This is a genomic window from Paracoccus sp. S1E-3, from assembly GCF_013868135.1.
Taxonomy (GTDB): Bacteria; Pseudomonadota; Alphaproteobacteria; order Rhodobacterales; family Rhodobacteraceae; genus Paracoccus.
In genome coordinates this window covers 329,065-348,037 of record NZ_JACEMU010000004.1, presented here as the reverse complement: position 1 = coordinate 348,037, position 18,973 = coordinate 329,065, and the positions used below count along the sequence as shown (strand labels likewise).

At 66.3% G+C, this 18,973-nt stretch carries 15 protein-coding genes; 9 read left to right on the top strand and 6 right to left on the bottom strand.

What is annotated here, in order from left to right:
• Positions 1-90: 90 nt before the first annotated feature.
• Positions 91-2,358 carry an FdhF/YdeP family oxidoreductase gene (locus H1S04_RS01695; protein ID WP_181743835.1) on the top strand — a complete coding sequence of 756 codons (2,268 nt, stop codon included), beginning with the start codon at positions 91-93 and terminating at the stop codon, positions 2,356-2,358.
• A gap of 1 nt (position 2,359) precedes the next feature.
• On the opposite strand, the gene H1S04_RS01690 is transcribed toward H1S04_RS01695, so the two are convergent.
• Positions 2,360-2,935, bottom strand: a complete 576-nt coding sequence (locus H1S04_RS01690) for a mechanosensitive ion channel family protein (RefSeq protein WP_220185069.1) — start codon at positions 2,933-2,935, stop codon at positions 2,360-2,362.
• 251 nt (positions 2,936-3,186) lie between these two features.
• On the bottom strand, positions 3,187-3,834 hold the full coding sequence (locus tag H1S04_RS01685) for an HAD family phosphatase (RefSeq protein WP_181743834.1): 648 nt from the start codon (positions 3,832-3,834) through the stop codon (positions 3,187-3,189).
• A gap of 130 nt (positions 3,835-3,964) precedes the next feature.
• Between H1S04_RS01685 and ychF the strand changes: the two genes are divergently transcribed.
• Positions 3,965-5,062: a redox-regulated ATPase YchF gene (gene ychF, locus H1S04_RS01680; protein WP_181743833.1), complete on the top strand. Its 1,098-nt coding sequence runs from the start codon at positions 3,965-3,967 to the stop codon at positions 5,060-5,062.
• A 111-nt stretch (positions 5,063-5,173) separates the two neighbouring features.
• Here the strand turns inward: ychF and modC are convergent, their stop codons facing one another.
• Genes modC through modA form a run of 3 tightly spaced genes read right to left on the bottom strand, consistent with a single transcriptional unit; the run spans position 5,174 to position 7,716 of the window.
• Positions 5,174-6,262: a molybdenum ABC transporter ATP-binding protein gene (modC, locus tag H1S04_RS01675; RefSeq protein WP_181743832.1), complete on the bottom strand. Its 1,089-nt coding sequence runs from the start codon at positions 6,260-6,262 to the stop codon at positions 5,174-5,176.
• Positions 6,259-6,954 (bottom strand): molybdate ABC transporter permease subunit, encoded by a 696-nt coding sequence (modB, locus tag H1S04_RS01670; RefSeq protein WP_181743831.1) that lies wholly within the window; start codon positions 6,952-6,954, stop codon positions 6,259-6,261. Before modB ends, modC begins: the two co-directional genes overlap by 4 nt.
• Positions 6,955-6,963: 9 nt before the next feature.
• Complete coding sequence (gene modA / locus H1S04_RS01665) at positions 6,964-7,716, bottom strand: molybdate ABC transporter substrate-binding protein (protein ID WP_255435427.1); 753 nt, start codon at positions 7,714-7,716, stop codon at positions 6,964-6,966.
• A gap of 98 nt (positions 7,717-7,814) precedes the next feature.
• On the opposite strand from modA, the gene H1S04_RS01660 reads away from it, so the two are divergent.
• The 7 genes from H1S04_RS01660 to selB all read left to right on the top strand — a co-directional run bounded on the left by H1S04_RS01660 (position 7,815) and on the right by selB (position 18,158).
• Positions 7,815-8,966 carry an AGE family epimerase/isomerase gene (locus H1S04_RS01660; RefSeq protein ID WP_181743829.1) on the top strand — a complete coding sequence of 384 codons (1,152 nt, stop codon included), beginning with the start codon at positions 7,815-7,817 and terminating at the stop codon, positions 8,964-8,966.
• A gap of 204 nt (positions 8,967-9,170) precedes the next feature.
• Positions 9,171-12,248: a formate dehydrogenase-N subunit alpha gene (gene fdnG / locus H1S04_RS01655; RefSeq protein WP_181743828.1), complete on the top strand. Its 3,078-nt coding sequence runs from the start codon at positions 9,171-9,173 to the stop codon at positions 12,246-12,248.
• Positions 12,245-13,261 carry a formate dehydrogenase subunit beta gene (gene fdxH, locus H1S04_RS01650; protein WP_220185067.1) on the top strand — a complete coding sequence of 339 codons (1,017 nt, stop codon included), beginning with the start codon at positions 12,245-12,247 and terminating at the stop codon, positions 13,259-13,261. The genes fdnG and fdxH overlap by 4 nt, the downstream gene beginning before the upstream one ends.
• Positions 13,261-13,947 carry a formate dehydrogenase subunit gamma gene (locus H1S04_RS01645; RefSeq protein ID WP_181743827.1) on the top strand — a complete coding sequence of 229 codons (687 nt, stop codon included), beginning with the start codon at positions 13,261-13,263 and terminating at the stop codon, positions 13,945-13,947. Before fdxH ends, H1S04_RS01645 begins: the two co-directional genes overlap by 1 nt.
• Positions 13,948-13,985: 38 nt before the next feature.
• Positions 13,986-14,897 (top strand): formate dehydrogenase accessory protein FdhE, encoded by a 912-nt coding sequence (gene fdhE, locus H1S04_RS01640; protein WP_181743826.1) that lies wholly within the window; start codon positions 13,986-13,988, stop codon positions 14,895-14,897.
• A 1-nt stretch (position 14,898) separates the two neighbouring features.
• Complete coding sequence (gene selA, locus H1S04_RS01635) at positions 14,899-16,275, top strand: L-seryl-tRNA(Sec) selenium transferase (protein ID WP_181743825.1); 1,377 nt, start codon at positions 14,899-14,901, stop codon at positions 16,273-16,275.
• Positions 16,272-18,158: a selenocysteine-specific translation elongation factor gene (selB, locus tag H1S04_RS01630; protein ID WP_181743824.1), complete on the top strand. Its 1,887-nt coding sequence runs from the start codon at positions 16,272-16,274 to the stop codon at positions 18,156-18,158. Before selA ends, selB begins: the two co-directional genes overlap by 4 nt.
• Here the strand turns inward: selB and H1S04_RS01625 are convergent.
• Entirely contained in the window at positions 18,155-18,787 is a 633-nt protein-coding gene (locus H1S04_RS01625; protein WP_181743823.1) for a hypothetical protein, read from the bottom strand. The two genes, selB and H1S04_RS01625, sit on opposite strands and share 4 nt — an antisense overlap.
• Positions 18,788-18,973 lie beyond the last annotated feature (186 nt).

Here is an 18,973-nt window from a genome sequence, read left to right as displayed (position 1 = left end):
GAACTGCGGCGCGGTTCAACCCGACTTTCGGCGGTTGGCGGTTCGGGACGGAGAGTATAGATTGACTTCGCGTAAAAGGAGCATGCCCTCATGGCCGACAGGATCCCCCGGATCAAACCCTATACCCACCCCGCCGGTGGCTGGGGGGCGGCGGCGGCGACCGCCAAAGTGCTGATGCAGCAGAGCGTGCTGACCAAGGGGTCGCGGGCGCTGTTGGCGATGAACCAGCCCGGCGGTTTCAAATGTCCCAGCTGCGCCTATCCCGATGCCGCCTGTACCAAGCGGCTGGAATTCTGCGAGAACGGCGCCAAGGCCCTCGCCTTCGAAGCCACCAAGCTGCGCGCCGACCGCGACTTCTTTGCCCGCCACACCGTCACCGAAATGGCCCGGCAATCCGATCACTGGCTGGAGATGCAGGGCCGCCTGACCGAGCCGATGCGCTATGACGCGGCCACCGATCATTATGTCCCGATCAGCTGGGACGACGCCTTTGACCTGATCGGCCGGCATCTGCGTGCCCTCGACGATCCGAACCTGGCGGGGTTCTACACCTCGGGGCGGACCCCGAACGAGGCGGCGTTCCTGTGGGCGATCCTCGGGCGGGCCTACGGGACCAACAATTTCCCCGACTGTTCCAACATGTGCCACGCTCCGACCAGCGAGGGGCTGCCCCCCGCCATCGGCATCGGCAAGGGCACCTGCGTGATGGAGGACTGGGAGCATGCCGAGGCGATCTTCATCCTCGGCCAGAACCCCGGCACCAACTCGCCCCGGATGATGACCAATCTGGTCGAGGCCCGTAAACGCGGCGTGCCGATCATCGCCGTGAACCCGATGCCCGAACGCGCGCTGATCGAATTCACCGAACCGCAGGACGTGATCCAGATGGCCCGCTTCGGCCATACCGACATCGCCAGCGACTTCCTGCAGATCCGTATCGGCGGCGATCTGGCCTTCCTGAAGGGCATGATGCGGGTTCTGTTCGAACGCGATGCCGCGGGCGAGGCGGTGCTGGATCACGATTTCATCCGCGACAACACCGCCGGGATCGAGGCGCTGCGCGCCGACGTGATGGCCCATGACTGGCCCGAGCTGGTCGCTGCCTGCGGCCTGTCCGAGGCCAAGATCCGCGAATGCGCCGACATCTATGCCAGATCCAACGCGACGATGATCGCCTACGGCATGGGCATCACCCAGCATCAGCGCGGGACGGAACTGGTTCAGCAGATCTCGAACCTGCTGCTGCTGCGGGGGAATTACGGCAAGCCCGGCGCGGGGATCGTGCCCGTGCGCGGCCATTCCAACGTGCAGGGTGACCGCACGGTGGGGATCAACGAAAAACCGACCGCGCTGTATCTGGACCGCGTCCGCGACGCCTTCGGGTTCGAGCCGGCGCGCGCCCCCGGCCACAACACCGTCGAAACCGTGGCGGCGATGGAGGCGGGCACCGTCCGCGTCTTCATCGGACTCGGCGGCAATTTCGTGCGCGCCGTGCCCGATACCGAGCGTGCCTATCGGGCGATGCAATCGGTCGGGCTGACGGTGGGCATCGCCACCAAGCTGAACCGGGGCCATGTGATCCACGGCCTTGATGCGCTGATCCTGCCGGTGATCGCGCGCTCGGAAGTGCTGGCGACCACCAAGGGCGAACAGTTCGTCACCATCGAGGACGCGATGGCCAATGTCACCGCCTCGCGCGGCGTGCTGCCGCCCGCCAGCCCCGATCTGCTCGGCGAGGTCGAGATCGTCTGCCGCATCGCCATGGCCGCCGTGCCCGACAGCCCGGTGAAATGGGCGGAATACGCGCAGGATTACAGCCTGATCCGCGACAAGATCGCCGAGGTCTATCCCGAGATCTACAGCGACTTCAATCGTCGCATCGCCGTCCCCACCGGCTTTCATCTGGATATACCGCCGCGCCGGCGGATCTGGAACACCCCCAACGGCCGGGCGAATTTCCTCGTCCTGCCGGGGCTGCATGCCAATGACCCGGTGGCCGATCCGACGATGCTGCGGCTGGCCACGATCCGTTCGCATGACCAGTTCAACACCACCATCTACAGCGATAACGACCGCTACCGCGGCGTTTACGGCGACCGCATGGTGCTGTTCATGAACGGGGACGACATGGACGAACGCGGCCTGACCGAGGGGGCGAATATCGACCTGGAAACCCTCAGCACCGATGGCGTGACCCGCCGGGTCGAGGGGCTTTCGGTGGTGCGCTATTCGCTGCCGCGGGGCGCGGTCGCGGGCTATTATCCCGAGCTGAACCCCTTGCTGCCGCTGTATTATTTTGACCCGCTCAGCGGCACTCCGGCGGCCAAGTCGATCCCGGTCAGGATCGTCGCCGCCTGAATTATGCTTTCGGGGCGGCGGGTTTCGCCGCCTCCGGCAGCAGCTTGATCATCGTCTGCTGGGCCATGGTGCCGTTGGCGATGATGATTTCGTGGCCCTCATCGCTGCGCAGGGTGGTGAAGCCCAGCGAGATGTTCTCGACGGTGCCGGTATCATATTCGCTGGGGGCAGGGGCTGCGACCTGCAGCCGGTCGCCCTGCCGGAAGGGGCGATACAGCACCAGGCTGATCCCGGCGACAAGGTTGCCCAGCGTCTGCTGGGCGGCGAAACCGATGATGACCGAGGCAAGGCCGACCCCCGCCAGCATTGCGCTTGCCAGCCGGTCGAGCGCCGGGATCAGGTGAGCGTAAAAGGTCAGCAGCACCACCCAGACGAACAGCCCGATCAGCCGGCTGAGGAAATTCAGCGAAATCTGGTCGATCATGTCGCGCCGGTCATGGCGCAGCGCTTCGATGGTCAGGCGCTTGATGCTCCATGACAGGATCAGCCCCGCGGCGAACAGCAGCGCCGCGATCATCAGCGCGCCCAGCAGAGTGTTGGGGTCGAGGATTTCGATCAGCTTTTCGAAGTCTTTCATGGGTGCGACTCGTCCCGGCGGCTGTGGTCAGGGTTCGGCGCCGTTATGCCCGGATGCCAGAGCGGCGGCAACGAGGGTTCCTTCCGTGTGGCGTCATGTCCCGTGCGTCTTGCCCATGCGCCGAGGCGGGCACCCGGTCGCGAGGCCAGTCGGTGAAGATCGGTCCGCAGGGCACCGCGACCCTCTCGATCGGGCAGAGACCGGCGATGCCCCGTGGAAGCGCGCTCATCCCCGAGGTTCACGGGCGCCGGTCAGGCCAGCATTTCTTCGATCACCGGGGCCGGATCGGCGTCGGGGGACAGATAGCGCAGGCCAGCGGGCAGGGCGGCGGGATCGGCGGCCGGCAGCTGCGGATGATAGAGCACCCGCATCCCCGCATTCAGCCCGGCTTGCGCACCAACGAGGCTGTCCTCGACCACCAGACAATCGGCAGGGGGCACGCTAAGACGCCTGGCGGCCAGCAGATAACCTTCCGGGCTGGGCTTGCCTTCCTTCACATCGGCGCGGCTGACCGTGACCGGAATGATCCGGTCAAGGCCCGTCACCTCCATCGCCAAAGCGACCTCGTCTGCGGTCGAGTTCGACACCACCGCCATCGGCAGCCCCTCGGCCGCCTTCGTCACGGCGATGTTCGCCACGCTGTCGCGGCGGTGCACTTGCCGCGCGTGGCCCACGAAATGCGCCCATTTCCGCGCCATCCAGTCTTCATAGGTCAGGTCAGGGGCCTGTTCGGCGACCGCCTTGTGCACCTCGGCCGAGGAGCGACCCAGAAGCTGGTCGTGAAAATTGGGCGGGAAGGACAGGCCCATCTCGACCACGGCCTCGTCGAAGGCCGCGGCATGGGCGGGCTCGCTGTCGATCAGCGTGCCGTCCATGTCCCACAGGATCGCGCGTCTCATCATCTTGTCCGCTTCGCTAGGAATCTGTGCGGTTAAACCCCATTTGAGCGGCAGGGAAAAGGCCGGGGAACTGGACGAAGCCGCACGGGCCGCGTAAAGACCCCGCAAACCAATCGCACGGGATTTCGACATGGGCTTTCGCATGGGGATCGTCGGGCTGCCGAATGTCGGCAAGTCCACCCTGTTCAACGCGCTGACGCGCACCGCCGCCGCGCAGGCGGCCAATTTTCCGTTCTGCACCATCGAGCCGAATGTCGGCGACGTGGCCGTCCCCGATCCGCGCCTCGACCGGCTGGCCGAGATCGCCGGATCGAAGCAGATCATCCCGACCCGGATCACTTTCGTGGACATCGCCGGTCTGGTGAAGGGGGCGTCGAAGGGCGAGGGTCTCGGCAACCAGTTTCTCGCCAATATCCGCGAGGTCGACGCCATCGCCCATGTGTTGCGCTGCTTTGAGGATGGCGACGTGACCCATGTCGAAGGCCGCGTCGATCCGATCGCTGATGCCGAAACGATCGAGACCGAGCTGATGATCGCCGATCTGGAATCGGTCGAAAAGCGGCTGGCCAACCTGTCGCGCAAGCTGAAGGGTGGCGACAAGGACGCGGTCGAGCAGGAACGCCTGCTGAAAGCCGCGCAGGTGGCGCTGGAAAACGGCAGGCCCGCGCGCACGGTTCAGGTGGCGGAGGATGACCGAAAGGCTTGGAACATGCTGCAGCTGCTGACCGCGAAACCGGTGCTGTTCGTCTGCAACGTGGCCGAGAACGAAGCCGCGACCGGCAATGCCTATTCCGACGCCGTGGCCGCGATGGCCGATGCGCAGGGCGCGGGCCATGTGGTGATCTCGGCCCGGATCGAAGAAGAAATCAGCCAGCTTCCGGCCGAAGAACAGGAGATGTTCCTGTCCGAGATGGGGCTGGACGAGGCCGGGCTGGACCGGCTGATCCGCGCCGGCTACGATCTGCTGGGCCTGCAGACCTATTTCACCGTCGGCCCGAAAGAGGCCCGCGCCTGGACCATCCGCAAGGGCACGCTGGCCCCGCAGGCGGCTGGCGTGATCCATGGCGATTTCGAGCGCGGCTTCATCCGCTCCGAAACCATCGCTTATGACGACTATATCGCCGGCAAGGGCGAGGCGGGCGCACGCGAGGCCGGCAAGTTCCGCATCGAAGGCAAGACCTATGAGGTCAAGGACGGGGACGTCCTGCACTTCCTGTTCAACACCTGATCTGCGTTGCCCCGCGCCCGCAGGGCCGCGGGCGACCAGCCGACAGGCCACGGCGTTGCAGGCGCCGACTGCAATTCCCCCGCGCCCATGTGGTGCGGGGGGCTTTGGTGCTCAGCCGGGCGCCACCTCGACGATCGAGACGGATTTCAGCACCGCCTGGACAGGCATGCCCACCTCCAGTTGCAGCGCGGCCCGCGACCGCCCGGTGATCCGCGACAGGATCGCCGCCTCGGCCCCCAGCCGCAGCCGCACCAGCACGCTGCCATCGGCTTCGGTGTCCATGCTGTCGATGATGCCTGTCAGCACATTCAGCGCCGAGATATGGCGTGGCACCTCGGTCGCCAGCATCACGTCCTGCGCCACGATCCTGAGCCGCACCCTGGCGCCGGTCGCCAGATCAGGCCGCGCCACCCAGATCGGCCCGGCGGGCGTATCCAGCCGCGCCAGCCCGTCGCTTTCCTGCGCGGCCACCACCGCTTCCAGCAGCGCGCCGGTCTCGCGGCCCAGTGCCGGGCCGCTGGCCGGATCGGACAGCACCTGCGCCGCTGGCCCGGCGGCGGTCACCCGGCCGTGCTCCAGCAGCACCACGGTATTCGCCAGCCGGGTGATTTCCGGCAGGGCGTGGCTGACATAAAGGATCGGCAGCCCCAGCCCGTCGCGCAAGCGTTCCAGATAGGGCAGGATCTCGGCCTTTCGCGCCTCGTCCAAGGCTGCGAGGGGTTCGTCCATCAGCAGCAGGCGCGGCCCGGACAGGATCGCCCGGCCAAGCGCCACGCGCTGCCTCTCGCCGCCCGACAAGGCGCCGGGACGCCGATCCAGAAGCGCGCCGATGCCCAGCAGGTCGATGATCTCGGTGACGCCGGCCTTGTCCGGGCGTGCCTCGCGCGGGGCGAAGCGACGGCCGTAGTCCAGATTGCCGCGCACGCTCAGATGCGGGAACAGACGCGCATCCTGAAAGACATAGCCGATCCGGCGCGCGGGCGGGGGCAGGTCGATGCCGCGCCGGGTATCCAGCAGCGCCCGGCCCGCCAGCGCGATCCGGCCCTGATCGGGGCGCAACAGCCCGGCCACCGCGTTTACCACGGTGGTCTTTCCGGCGCCGGACCGGCCGAACAGCGCCGTCACGCCGGGACCGGCCTCGAAATCGACATCCAGCGCAAATCCCTGAAAGCGGTGGCGCATCTGGACAGACAGGCTCATGCGCCCGAAATCCTGCGCGCGACGGCCCGGCCCGCCCATTCCGATGCCAGCAAGGCGCCGAGCGCCACCGCCAGCGAGATGGCGACGAGCCGCGCCGCCTGCGCCTCGCCGCCGGGGATCTGCAGCTGGCTGTAGATGGCGGTGGGCAGGGTCTGGGTCTGGCCGGGAATGTTCGACACGAAGGTGATGGTCGCGCCGAATTCGCCCATGGCCTTGGCGAAGGCGATGATGCTGCCGGCGATGATGCCGGGCAGGATCAGCGGCAGGGTGACGGTGGCGAAGACGCTGGCGGGTCGCGCCCCCAGCGTCGAGGCCGCCTGTTCCAGTTTCGGGTCCACCGCCTCGATGGACAGGCGGATGGTGCGGACCATCAGCGGAAAGGCCATGACGGCGGCGGCAAGCGCCGCGCCGGTCCAGCGAAAGGCGAAGACAATCCCGAACCATTCCGCCAGCGGCGCACCGATCAGGCCCCGGCGTCCGAAACCCAGCAATAGCAGATAGCCGGTGACCACCGGCGGCAGGATCAGCGGCAGATGGACCAGCCCGTTCAGCACCTGTCGCCCCGGAAAGCGCCAGCGCGCCAGCGCATAGGCGCACAGAATGCCCAAAGGCAGACTGGCCAGCACCGCCCAGAACGAGACCTTCAGCGACAGCGCGACGGCCTGCCATTCCTCGGGTATCAGCCAGTCCATCCGTTGTGTTTATTCCGGCACCTTGAAACCTTGTGCGGCGAAGATGGCATCGGCTTCGGGCGCTGACAATGCCTCGAAAAAGGCGGTGTCGGCGGGGTCGGCTGCGCCTTTCAGCAAGGCGGCGGGATAGATGGCGGGCGGGTAGCTGTCGGCGGGGAAGGTGCCGACGACATGCACCTTCGGCTCGGCATTGGCGTCGGTGGCATAGACGATGCCGTAGGGCGCTTCCCCCGTCGCCACCAACGCCAGCGCCGAGCGGACGTTGTCGGCCTGCGCGACCGCGGGGGCCACGCCTTCCCACAACCCGAGGCTTTCCAGCGCCGCCTTGCCATATTGCCCGGCCGGCACGGAATCGACCATCGCCATGGCCAGCTTGCCGTCGCCGATCAGGCCTTTCAGGTCGGTGGCGGCGCTGATCTCCTGTGCGGGAACGTCCTCATGGGCGACCAGCACCAGCGTGTTGCCCAGCAGATCGCGGCGGCTGCCATCGGCAATCATCCCGGCCTTTTCGACCTCGTCCATCCAGCCAACGGCGGCCGAGATGAAAATGTCGGCGGGCGCGCCATCGATGATCTGCTTGGCCAGCAGGTTCGACCCGGCATAGCTGACCACCACGTCATTGCCGGTCGCGGCCTCGTAATCCGCCGCGATCTGGTCGAGCGCGGTCTTCATCGAGGCGGCTGCGAACACCGTCACCTCCTCGGCCATGGCGGGCACGGCCAGCGTGGTGGCGATCAGGGCGGCAAGACTGGTTCGGCGCATGGGGTGATCCTCCGATATGTTTCGCTGAACATATTGACTGTTCTGCTGTGACAGGCAAGCCATGTCGGGACGACCCAACCTGATAAAGGATGCCGCCGGTGACTGACTACGGAGCTGACTGGAGCCGTGCCGAGGCGCTTCGGCTGCTTGATTTTCACGCCGCCGCCGTCAATCCGGCGGGCGGATTCCACAAACTGGCGCGCGACGGCTCGCCCATGGCCGACCCTACGCGCGAACTGCATGAGACGACGCGGATGATCCACGCCTATGCGCGCGGCGCGGCCCTGGGTCATCCCCGCGCCGGCGAGATCGTCGATCACGGTATGGCTTATCTTCTCAACGGTCATCTCGATCCCGTCAACGGGGGCTTCTGGTGGAGCGCGGATGACGCCGGTCCACGCGATCGCAGGAAGCAGGCTTACGGCCATGCCTTCGTGCTGCTGGCGGCGGCATGGGCAGCCAGTCTGGGGCAGAAGGATGCCGACAAGCTGCGCGATCTTGTCATGGCCGAGTTGAAGAACCGCTTCTGGGAGGAGGATCCGGGCGCGGTGTCCGACACCTTCGACGAGGACTGGACCAACCCTCCCGCCTATCGCGGTGGCAATGCCAACATGCACCTGACCGAGGCGCTGCTGGCCGCCTATGACACCTGGCGGGATCCCGAATATCTGGCCATGGCGCGCAGCATCGCGGGCTTCATGATCGACCGCCACGCCCGCGCCGCGGGATGGGTGGTTCCCGAACATTTCACCCCGGACTGGCAGGTCGACCGCGATTTCGCAGGCGATCCGATGTTCCGACCGCCCGGCACAACGCCCGGCCATGCGATCGAATGGGCGCGCCTGATCCTGGAAATGCGCGAGCTGGGCGGCCGCGATGCGCGATACGACTGGACGGTCGAGGCTGCAAGGCAGCTCTATACCCGCGCCATGGCCGATGCCTGGCTGCCCGAGGGCGGACTCGCCTATACGATGGGGTGGAACGGACGGATCGACAATCGCCGCCGCCTGTGGTGGCCGGTGGCCGAGGCCGTGGCCACGGCCCATGCGCTGCATCGGGCGACCGGGGACGCCGCCTCGCTGGCCGATCTCGACCGACTGTGGACGCAGTTGGACCGGCACCATATCGATCACGAATACGGCGGTTGGTTCGGCGAGATCGACGAGCAGGGGCGCCCCGTGGAAACCCTGTTCCCCGGAAAACCCGACATCTACCACGCCTTGACGGCAACACTGGCCGGGCTGGACTAGTTTCGGGGGGCGGCGGCGAGGGTCCGTTGGCCGCCGTCGCGCCACGGCGTCTAAGCCACTGATATAGCGTGGTTTGGTCCCCATATTTTTCGGTGGAGTCATTCTGCCGGGAAGGTGTGATCCCGCGGCCCCGAGCATTGACAAAACGCGCCTGAAAGAGGAACCTCGACAGACCGAACTCAGGGTAGGCAACAGGAGGGGATCATGAATATTGACCTCTCGCGGCGCGGCTTTCTGAAGCTGGCTGGCGCGGGTGTGGTGGCGACATCGCTTGGGTCGATGGGCTTTGGAGAGGCCGAGGCGCAGGAACTGGCGCTGATCCGTCCCTACAAGCTTGCGACGCTGAACGAGACGCGCAACACCTGTCCCTACTGCTCGGTTGCCTGCGGCATCATCATGTATACCAAAGGTGATGTGCATCAGGGTCAGGCCGATCTGATCCATGTCGAAGGCGATGTGGACCACCCGACCAACCGTGGCACCCTGTGCCCGAAAGGTGCGGCGCTGAAGGACTTCGTGACCGCGGACACCCGGCTGACCGAACCGAAGATCCGCCGCCCCGGCAGCGACCGGTTCGAGCCGATCACCTGGGAGGACGCGCTCGACAAGATCGCGCGCGCCATGAAGGACGACCGCGACGAAAACCTGGTCCAGTTCAACGAGGCCGGGGTGCCCGTGAACCGCTGGACCACGACCGGTTTCCTCGCCGCCTCGGCCACCACCAATGAAACCGCCTGGGCGACCTTCAAGGTCGTGAAGGCGATGGGCATTGCGGGATTCGACAACCAGGCACGTGTCTGACACGGACCGACGGTGGCCAGTTTGGCTCCAAGTTTCGGTCGCGGTGCGATGACCAACTCCTGGACGGACATCCGAAACACCGATCTGGTGATCGTGATGGGCGGGAATGCGGCCGAGGCCCATCCCTGCGGATTCAAATGGGTAACGGAAGCGAAGGCCCATCGCGGAGCCCGGCTGATCGTGGTCGATCCGCGCTTTACCCGCACGGCGGCGGTCAGCGACTATTACGCCCCGATCCGGCCCGGCACGGATATCGCCTGGCTGATGGGCATGATCCGCTGGATGATCGAGAACGACAAAGTCCATTGGGAATATGTCCGCAACTTCACCAACGCCGCCTTCATCGTGAAGGATGGCTTTGGCTGGTCGGACGGGTTGTTCAACGGCTATGACCCGGAGACGCGCAGCTATGACATGTCCGAATGGGACTATGTGATCGGTGCGGACGGCTTCGCGCAGGTCGACATGACGCTTCAGCATCCCCGCTGCGTCTGGAACCTGCTGAAGGCGCATGTCGATCAGTACACGCCCGAGATGGTCGAGCGCATCACCGGCACGCCCACCGACAAGTTCCTGCATATCGCCGAGATGATCGGCGAGACCGCGGCGCCCGACAAGACGATGACGTCGATGTATGCGCTTGGCTGGACCCAGCATTCCAAGGGCAGCCAGAACATCCGCGGCATGGCCATGTTGCAGCTCATCCTCGGCAATATCGGCATGGCGGGCGGCGGCATGAACGCGTTGCGCGGGCATTCCAACATTCAGGGCCTGACCGATATGGGCCTGATGTCGAACCTGCTGCCCGGCTATCTGAACATGCCCAAGGAAAGCGAGGTCGATTACGCAACCTATATGTCCACCCGCAGCTTCACGCCGCTGCGGCCGGGGCAGACGAGCTACTGGCAGAACTATCCGAAGTTCATGGTCTCGTTCATGAAAGCCATGTGGGGCGATGCCGCGCAGCCGGAAAACGACTGGGCCTATCACTACCTCACCAAGCTGGATGTGCCGAATTACGACATCCTGCGCATGTTCGAGCTGATGAATGACGGCCGGGTGAACCTGTATTTCTGTCAGGGCTTCAATCCGCTGCTGGCTTTCCCCGACCGGGGCAAGATCACTTCGGCGCTGTCGAAGCTGAAACTGCTGGTCACCATCGACCCGCTGGAGACGGAAACCTCGCGTTTCTGGGAAAATCATGGCGAGTTCAACGATGTCGACACCGCATCGATCCAGACCGAAGTGATCCAGCTGCCCTCGACCTGCTTTGCCGAAGATGACGGCTCGCTGACCAATTCGGGGCGCTGGCTGCAATGGCACTGGAAGGCTTCGACCCCGCCGGGCCAGGCCAAGCTGGACACCTGGGTCATGGCGCAGATCTTCCTGCGCGTGCGCGAACTGTATCGTCAGGAAGGCGGGGTCTTCCCCGATCCGATCCTGAACCTGAACTGGGAGTATGCCGATGAAGGCGATCCCACCCCGGATGAGCTTGCGCGCGAGATCAACGGCCGGGCACTCACGACCGTCTATGACACCACCGATCCCACCAAGGTCGTGGTCGAGGCGGGCAAGCAGGTGCTGAACTTCAGCCAGCTGCGCGATGACGGCTCGACCATGTCCGGCTGCTGGGTTTATTCCGGCTGCTGGAACGAGGACGGCAACAACATGGCCCGGCGCGACAATGCCGATCCCTCGGGTATGGGCGTCTATCCGAACTGGACCTGGTCCTGGCCGCTGAACCGCCGGACGCTGTATAACCGCGCGTCCTGCGACATGGATGGCAAGCCCTGGGATCCCAGCCGGATGGTCATCGAGTGGAACGGCGAGAAATGGGTCGGCAATGACGTGCCCGACATTTCGCCCACCGCCAAGCCGCAGGATGTCGGCCCGTTCATCATGAACGCCGAAGGCACCTCGCGGCTGTTCAGCCGGGCGATGATGCGCGACGGGCCGTTCCCGACCCATATGGAGCCCTTCGAAAGCCCCGTCCCCAACGTTTTCAACGCCGAGATGCGGGGCAATCCGGTGGCGCGGGTGTTCGAAGCCGATGTGGCCGATCTGGGCACCTCGGAGGAGTTCCCGTATGTTGGCACCTCCTATCGCCTGACCGAGCATTTCCACTACTGGACCAAGCACAACCGGGTGAACTCGGTGCTGCAGCCGCAATTCTTTGTCGAACTCTCGGTCCAGCTGGCCGAGGAGAAAGGCATCACCAATGGCGGCTGGGTGCGGATCTGGAACAAGCGCGGTTCGGTCAAGGCCAAGGCGGTGGTGACGAAGCGGATCAAACCGCTGATTTGCGACGGCAAGACCGTCCATGTCGTCGGTATGCCGATCCATTGGGGGTTCACCGGCAATGCGAAGAAGGGTTTCGGCCCTAATTCGCTGACCGTGTTCATCGGGGACGCGAATATCGAGACCCCTGAATCCAAGGCCTTCCTTGTCAATATCGAACCGTCAGAGGAGCCGGTGGCATGAGCGAGAATATGGCCCCTCCGCCAACCACGGCGGTGTCGAACCCACCGGTCGAGGCGCTGGCGCCCAATCTGGGCGACGGTGATATCGTCCTCGCTTCGGCCACGCCGAACCTGCCGCCGCCCACGCGGCAGCTGGAGAAGCTGGCCAAGCTGATCGACATCAGCAAATGTATCGGCTGCAAGGCCTGCCAGTCGGCCTGCATCGAATGGAACGACACCCATCCCGAGATCGGGGTCAATTTCGGGTCCTACGAGAACCCGCATGATCTGAGTTCCGAGATGTTCACGCTGATGCGCTTCAACGAATACGAGGACCCCGAGACGGGGAATCTCGATTGGCTGATCCGCAAGGATGGCTGTATGCATTGCGAGGATCCGGGCTGCCTCAAGGCCTGTCCCTCGCCGGGCGCGATCGTGAAGTATTCCAACGGCATCGTTGATTTCATTCACGATAAATGCATTGGCTGCGGCTATTGTATTTCGGGCTGTCCCTTCGACATCCCGCGCATGTCGCCGACGAAACATGTCGTCGCGAAATGCACCCTGTGTTCGGACCGGGTGTCCGTGGGGCAGGGGCCGGCCTGCGCCAAGGCCTGTCCGACCCAGGCCATCGTCTTCGGCACCAAGGACGACATGATCGCCCATGCCGAGGAACGCATCACCGATCTGAACGGGCGTGGCTACGACCACGCGGCGCTTTATGACCCGCCGGGTGTCGGCGGCACGCATGTGATGTATGTGCTGCCGATCGGCGACAAGCCGGAACTCTATTCGGGGCTGCCGGCCGATCCGAAGATCTCGGATGTGGTGCAGGGCTGGAAGGGGCCGACCAAGTCCGTCGGCATGGCGGCGATCGGGCTGGCGGCGGTGGGCGCGGTGCTGCATTCGATCTTCACCAAGCCGAACCGCGTCACCGAACACGATCAGGTCGAGGCCGAGGAGATGGTCGAGGACATCCTCGGTCCGGTCGAGACAGCAGAGCTTGCCACCCCGCAGGATGAAGGGAAGGCCTGATGGCGGATCGCGAATATTCCGAAAGCAGCGACCGAATCATCGCGACCGAACCGGTCGAGGTGCGCCGCTACGCGGCCCATACCCGCATCAACCATTGGTTCACCGCCATCCTGATCATCCTGCTGATCCTGTCCGGTTTCGCGCTGTTCTGGCCGCGTTTGTTCTTCCTGACCGGGATTTTCGGCGGTGGTCAGAATGCGCGCTTCCTGCACCCGATCTTCGGTGTAGTCGCCTGTCTCAGTTTCCTGCTGCTGTTCCTGCAGCTGTGGAAACTGAACCTGATGCGGCGCGAAGATGTCGTCTGGGCCAGCAAGATCACCGATCTGCTGGCCGGCCACGAGGAGCGCCTGCCCGAGTTGGGCAAGTATAACCTCGGCCAGAAGCTGGTCTTCTGGGGCATGTTCTGGCTGCTGCTGACGATGGTGGCTTCGGGGCTGATGATCTGGCAGCAGTTCTTTCCCGATCTGGTCTCGATTCCGGTGCGGCGGTGGGCGCTGCTGGTGCATTCCATCGCGGCGGTGCTGTCGGTGCTGGTCATCATCGTGCATGTCTATGCGGCGATCTGGACGCGCGGCACGATCAGCGCGATGACCTCGGGCAATGTCACTGGCGGCTGGGCCTGGCGGCATCACCGGAAATGGCTACGCGAAGTCGCTAGACGTCAGGACAGCCCTCCGGCAGAATAGGGAAGCCGGCCCGCAAGGGCCGCGCCCCGGAATTGATGATGAGCCTGACACCAGACCCCTCCGTGATCGGTGGCGTTGCGACCCCGCAATTTGCCCGACTTCCCGACCCGCGCGCGCTGTTCCAGCGCCGGGCCACGCGCCTGCGCCATCTGGCGCAGTCATCGAAGCTGGCCCCTTACCTACGCTTCCTTGCCGATCTGTGCGACGCGCAGGGCAGGGTGGCGGCATCGCTGGATGCGCCGGCGCCCCCTGATTCCGCGATGATCGAACGGAACCGCAGCTATCGCATGCCGCCCATCGACCGTGCGGCGCTGATCGCCTCGGCAGGGACGGCGCGCATCGTCGATGCGCTTCTGACCGAGGCCGAAGCGATCGGAATGCCCGCCCCCGCCCGCGCCGCCCTGCAGGCGCTGCGCGCGGCGCCCGCCCCGGACCGGCAGGCTTTGCTGGCGGAACTGGCCGCCGACCGGGTGCCCGACGGCTTCGCCGCGCCGGCGGCATTTGTCGCGGCGGCGCTGCAGGTGGCGGCGGCCCGCGCGGCGCAGGTGCTGGAAGGCGCGAAGTTGGTCCCGATCAGGATCGGCACATGTCCGGCCTGCGGCGGGCGGCCGGGTGCCTCGATGGTCACGGCGACCCAGCATCAGGAAGGCGCGCGCTATGCCTGCTGCGCCACCTGCGCGACCCAGTGGAACGAGGTCCGGCTGAAATGCCTCTGCTGCGGCTCGACCAAGGGCATCGGCTATCGCGCCATCGACGATGGCGGCACCGATCCGGTCATCAAGGCCGAAGTCTGCGACGAATGCCATTCTTGGGTAAAGATATTCTATCAGAATCGCGACCCGGCGCTGGAAGCCGTCGCGGATGACATTGCCAGCCTCGGACTTGATGCGCTCTTGCGGGACAGCGCGTGGCGGCGAGGTGGGTTCAATCCCTATTTGATCGGCTACTGAGATGACGCTGCGCAGATTGCCTTCCGTGGACCGCCTGCTGGGCACCGATATCGGGGAAACGATGGTCGGGATGCATGGGCGGATCAAGACCACGGCGGCGATCCGCAGCGCGGTCGAGACAATGCGCGGCGAAATCCTGAACGGCGGTCCGATGCCGGTTGATCCTTCGGCCATCGCGCTGGCAAGCGCCTTTGCCCTGCTGGACAAGCTGGACCCGCTGCGGCCATGCCTTAATCTGACCGGCACGGTTCTGCACACCAATCTGGGCCGGGCACTGTTGCCCGAGGAGGCGATCGAAGCCGCCGCCGCCGCCATGCGCGCGCCGGTGGCGCTGGAATTCGATCTGGACAGCGGCGGCCGGGGCGAGCGTGACGACCACCTGCGCAAGCTGCTGCGCGAGTTGACCGGGGCCGAGGATGCCACCGTGGTCAACAACAATGCTGCCGCCGTGTTGTTGTCGCTGAACACGCTGGCGCTCGGCCGCGAGGCTGTGGTGTCGCGCGGCGAGTTGATCGAGATCGGCGGCGCCTTCCGCATCCCCGACATCATGGCCCGCGCCGGCGCCGATCTGGTCGAGATCGGCACCACCAACCGCACCCATGCGAAAGATTATCGGGCTGCGATCTCGGACGCGACCGGCGTGGTGATGAAGGTCCACACCTCCAATTACCGGATCGAGGGCTTCACCCATGAGGTCGCCGCCCCCGAACTGGCCGAGATCGCCCGCGCGGCCGGGGTGCCGTTGCTGAACGACCTCGGCTCGGGGTCGTTGATCGACCTGTCGCGCTATGGGTTGCGCAAGGAACCCACCGTGGCCGATGCGGTGACGGAGGGCGCCGATCTGGTGACATTCTCCGGCGACAAGCTGCTGGGTGGCCCGCAGGCGGGTTTCATCGTCGGGCGCGCCGATCTGATCGCGAAAATCAATGCCAACCCGATGAAGCGCGCCATGCGGCTGGACAAGATCCGCATCGCCGCGCTGGCGGCAGTGCTGAAGCTGTACCAAGACCCCGACCGGCTGGCCCAAAGGCTGCCGACCCTGCGGATGCTGGCGCGCCCGCAATCCGATATTGCCGAGCAGGCGGCCAGGCTGCTGCCGGTGGTGGCCGATGCGATGGGCCGGATCGGCTATACGGTCGCCGTCTGCGAATGCGAAAGCCAGGTCGGTTCGGGCGCGCTGCCCACCGATACGCTGCCAAGCGCGGGGCTTGCGCTGAGCGGGCCGACGGGGCGGGCACCGCAGACCCTCGCCGCCGCGTTTCGTGGCCTTGCCGTGCCAATCATCGGCCGGATCGAGGGCGGCGCGCTGATCCTCGACCTCAGGGCCCTGCGGGAGGATGGCGAGCTGGCCTCGGCGCTCACGGGACTGGGGCGGTGATTGTCGGCACGGCCGGCCATATCGACCATGGCAAGACCGCGCTGATCGAGGCTCTGACCGGAACCGATGCCGACCGTCTGGCCGAGGAAAAGGCGCGGGGCATCACCATCGATCTGGGGTTTGCCTATGCCGACCTGGGGGATGGCAGCCTCACCGGTTTCGTCGACGTGCCGGGACATGAAAAGCTGATTCACACCATGGTGGCCGGGGCAGGCGGCGTCGATCTGGCGCTGATCGTGATCGCCGCCGATGACGGCATCATGCCGCAGACGCGCGAGCATCTGGCCATCCTGTCGCTGCTGGGCGTGAGCCGCGCGGTGGTGGCGATCAGCAAGGCCGATCTTGCCGATGCGGACCGGATCGCGGCCCTTCACGCCGAAATCGCTGCGGAACTGGCAGCAACACCGATGGCGGGGGCACCGATGGTGGCGGTTTCGGCCCGCACCGGGCAGGGGATTGCCGATCTGCGCGGCCTGCTGGCGCAGGCGGCAGCCGATACCGTGCGCCGCGACGCCGCGGGGCAGCCGCGGCTGATTGTCGACCGGTCCTTTACCATGGAAGGCACGGGGACGGTGGTGACCGGCATTCTTCGCGCAGGCCGGATCGGGCCGGGAGATCATCTGACGATCTCGCCTTCAGGGCAGGCCGTCCGGGTGCGGGGTGTCAGGGCGCAGAACCGCCCCGTCGCGCGGGCGGAGGCGGGGATGCGGGTGGCGCTGAACCTCGCCGGGGTGGCGAAGGATCAGGTCGGGCGCGGCGATGTCGTGCTGGCGCCGGAGCTGCACGCCCCCACCGACCGGATGGATGCGGTGCTGCGCTGGATCGCGCCGACGCCCCTTCGCAGCGGGATGCGGGCGCGCCTGCATATCGGCACCGCCGAGGCGGAGGCCCGGATCGTGCCGCTGAACGCCTATCTGCCCGGCGGAGAACTGGTGCAGCTGGTGCTGGACCGGCCGCTGGCGCTTGGCTGGGGTGACGCCTTTATCCTGCGCGACGGCTCGGCGAGCCGGACCCTGGGCGGTGGCCGGGTGTTGGACCTGCGGGCGCCCGCGCGGCGCCGGGGGGTGCCCGATCGCCATGCCGCGTTGTCGGCGATGGCGCTGGCGGACCCTGCCGAGGCGCTGGCGGCGCTGCTGGAAATTGCGCCCTTCCACGTCGCCCTTGATGTGTTCCTGCGCGACCGCGCGCTTGCGCCCGACGCCCCGGTAACCGGCGCGGCTGTCATCCTCGGGCCGGCAGAGGCGCGGATCGCGCTGTCCCTCTCGCGGCTGGCGGCTTTGCAGGATCAGATGAGCGCGCTGCTGGCCAGTTATCACGCCGACAACCCGGATCATCAGGGGATCGGGCAAGAGGCGCTGCGGCTGTCGCTGACGCCCCGCCTGCCGGTGCCCGGCTTCGCGGCACTGCTGCGGCAGGAGGCCGACGCCGGGCGCATCGCGGTCGAGGCCGGGTTCGTCCGCCTGCCCGGACACGCCCCGAGCATGGGTCCCGAGGACGAGGCGCTTTACGCGCGCATCCTGCCACTGCTGAGCGGCGAGGGGCGGTTCCGCCCCCCGCGTGTGCGCGACCTTGCCGAAACGCTGGACGTCCCGGAAAGCGAGACCCGGCGGCTGCTGAAACTCGCCCAGCGGCTGGGGCGGGTGGACCAGATCGCCCGCGACCACTTCTTCCTGCGCACGACCACCGCCGAGATGGCGGCGATCATCCGGGCGCTGTCCGATGCGGCTTTGGACGGCTGGTTTGGCGCGCCCGCCTTTCGCGATCAACTGCAGAACGGCCGCAAGGTCGCAATCGAGATCCTCGATTTCTATGACCGGCTGGGCCTGACCCTGCGCCGTGGCGATCTGCGGCGCGTCAATCCGCACCGCGCCCGGCTGTTCTAGCTGCGGGGATTGCCCTTCAGATCGATGCCACTGGCAACCGGCGGCTGCCATGTCGTCGATTCCGGCAACGGGTCCGAGGCGTTGGTCGCCGGCTGTGTGGCGTCCGTGGCCCCGGCGCTCGCCGCTGCCGTGCTGTTCTCAACCGCCGCTGGCGGCGCCGTGGGCACGGCTTCGGGCGCCTCGTTTCCGGCCTTCGGCTGGGCCGCCGTCGCCGATTCGGGGGCCGCGTGCGGCGCGGTGCTGTCCGCAGCTGCGCTGTCTGGCCCCGGCGCGCTCTCGGCCGGTGCCGGGGCGGCGGTCGTGGTGGCGGTGCTCTCGGCCGGCTGTGGCGGATCGACTGGCGCGGCTGCCTCGGGCGACGCCTGCGTGGGCACCTCGACCACCGATTCCGTCTCGACCACGGTTTCGGTGGCCGGGTCGGCGGCGGGAATGGCGGGGCTGCTCTCGGCCTGTGCCGGCACGATTCCGGCCTGAGGGGTGGTTTGGGCGGCGGGATCAGGCTCGGGAATATCGGCCAGAATTTCCTCGATCGCCATGGCCGGGCCGTCCGGGATCGGCGTTTCCGAGACATCGGCGCTTGCAGAAAGTGCCGTCATCGCCAGCAGGGCCGAAACAGGAAGTATGTGCATGGCCGGGTCCTTTCTGCTGTGTCAGGCCCACCCTGTGCAACGTTCGGGTGTCGGGCGGGTTCCCGGATGGTAGGCTTGTCGGGCCCGCTGCGGCAAGGGATTCGTCACGCGTTTCCCGTCCGAGCGACACCTTGCGCCCTTGACCGCGCCCCCGGCTGCGGCTTCAGTCGCGCCAGTTTGACAGGA

Excerpts from the sequence above, each read along its gene's own strand:
- H1S04_RS01695 (WP_181743835.1), top strand. The coding sequence starts at position 91 with ATGGCCGACAGGATCCCCCGGATCAAACCCTATACCCACCCCGCCGGT.
- H1S04_RS01690 (WP_220185069.1), bottom strand. The coding sequence starts at position 2,935 with ATGAAAGACTTCGAAAAGCTGATCGAAATCCTCGACCCCAACACTCTG.
- H1S04_RS01685 (WP_181743834.1), bottom strand. The coding sequence starts at position 3,834 with ATGAGACGCGCGATCCTGTGGGACATGGACGGCACGCTGATCGACAGC.
- ychF (WP_181743833.1), top strand. The coding sequence starts at position 3,965 with ATGGGCTTTCGCATGGGGATCGTCGGGCTGCCGAATGTCGGCAAGTCC.
- modC (WP_181743832.1), bottom strand. The coding sequence starts at position 6,262 with ATGAGCCTGTCTGTCCAGATGCGCCACCGCTTTCAGGGATTTGCGCTG.
- modB (WP_181743831.1), bottom strand. The coding sequence starts at position 6,954 with ATGGACTGGCTGATACCCGAGGAATGGCAGGCCGTCGCGCTGTCGCTG.
- modA (WP_255435427.1), bottom strand. The coding sequence starts at position 7,716 with ATGCGCCGAACCAGTCTTGCCGCCCTGATCGCCACCACGCTGGCCGTG.
- fdxH (WP_220185067.1), top strand. The coding sequence starts at position 12,245 with ATGAGCGAGAATATGGCCCCTCCGCCAACCACGGCGGTGTCGAACCCA.
- H1S04_RS01645 (WP_181743827.1), top strand. The coding sequence starts at position 13,261 with ATGGCGGATCGCGAATATTCCGAAAGCAGCGACCGAATCATCGCGACC.
- fdhE (WP_181743826.1), top strand. The coding sequence starts at position 13,986 with ATGAGCCTGACACCAGACCCCTCCGTGATCGGTGGCGTTGCGACCCCG.
- selA (WP_181743825.1), top strand. The coding sequence starts at position 14,899 with ATGACGCTGCGCAGATTGCCTTCCGTGGACCGCCTGCTGGGCACCGAT.
- H1S04_RS01625 (WP_181743823.1), bottom strand. The coding sequence starts at position 18,787 with ATGCACATACTTCCTGTTTCGGCCCTGCTGGCGATGACGGCACTTTCT.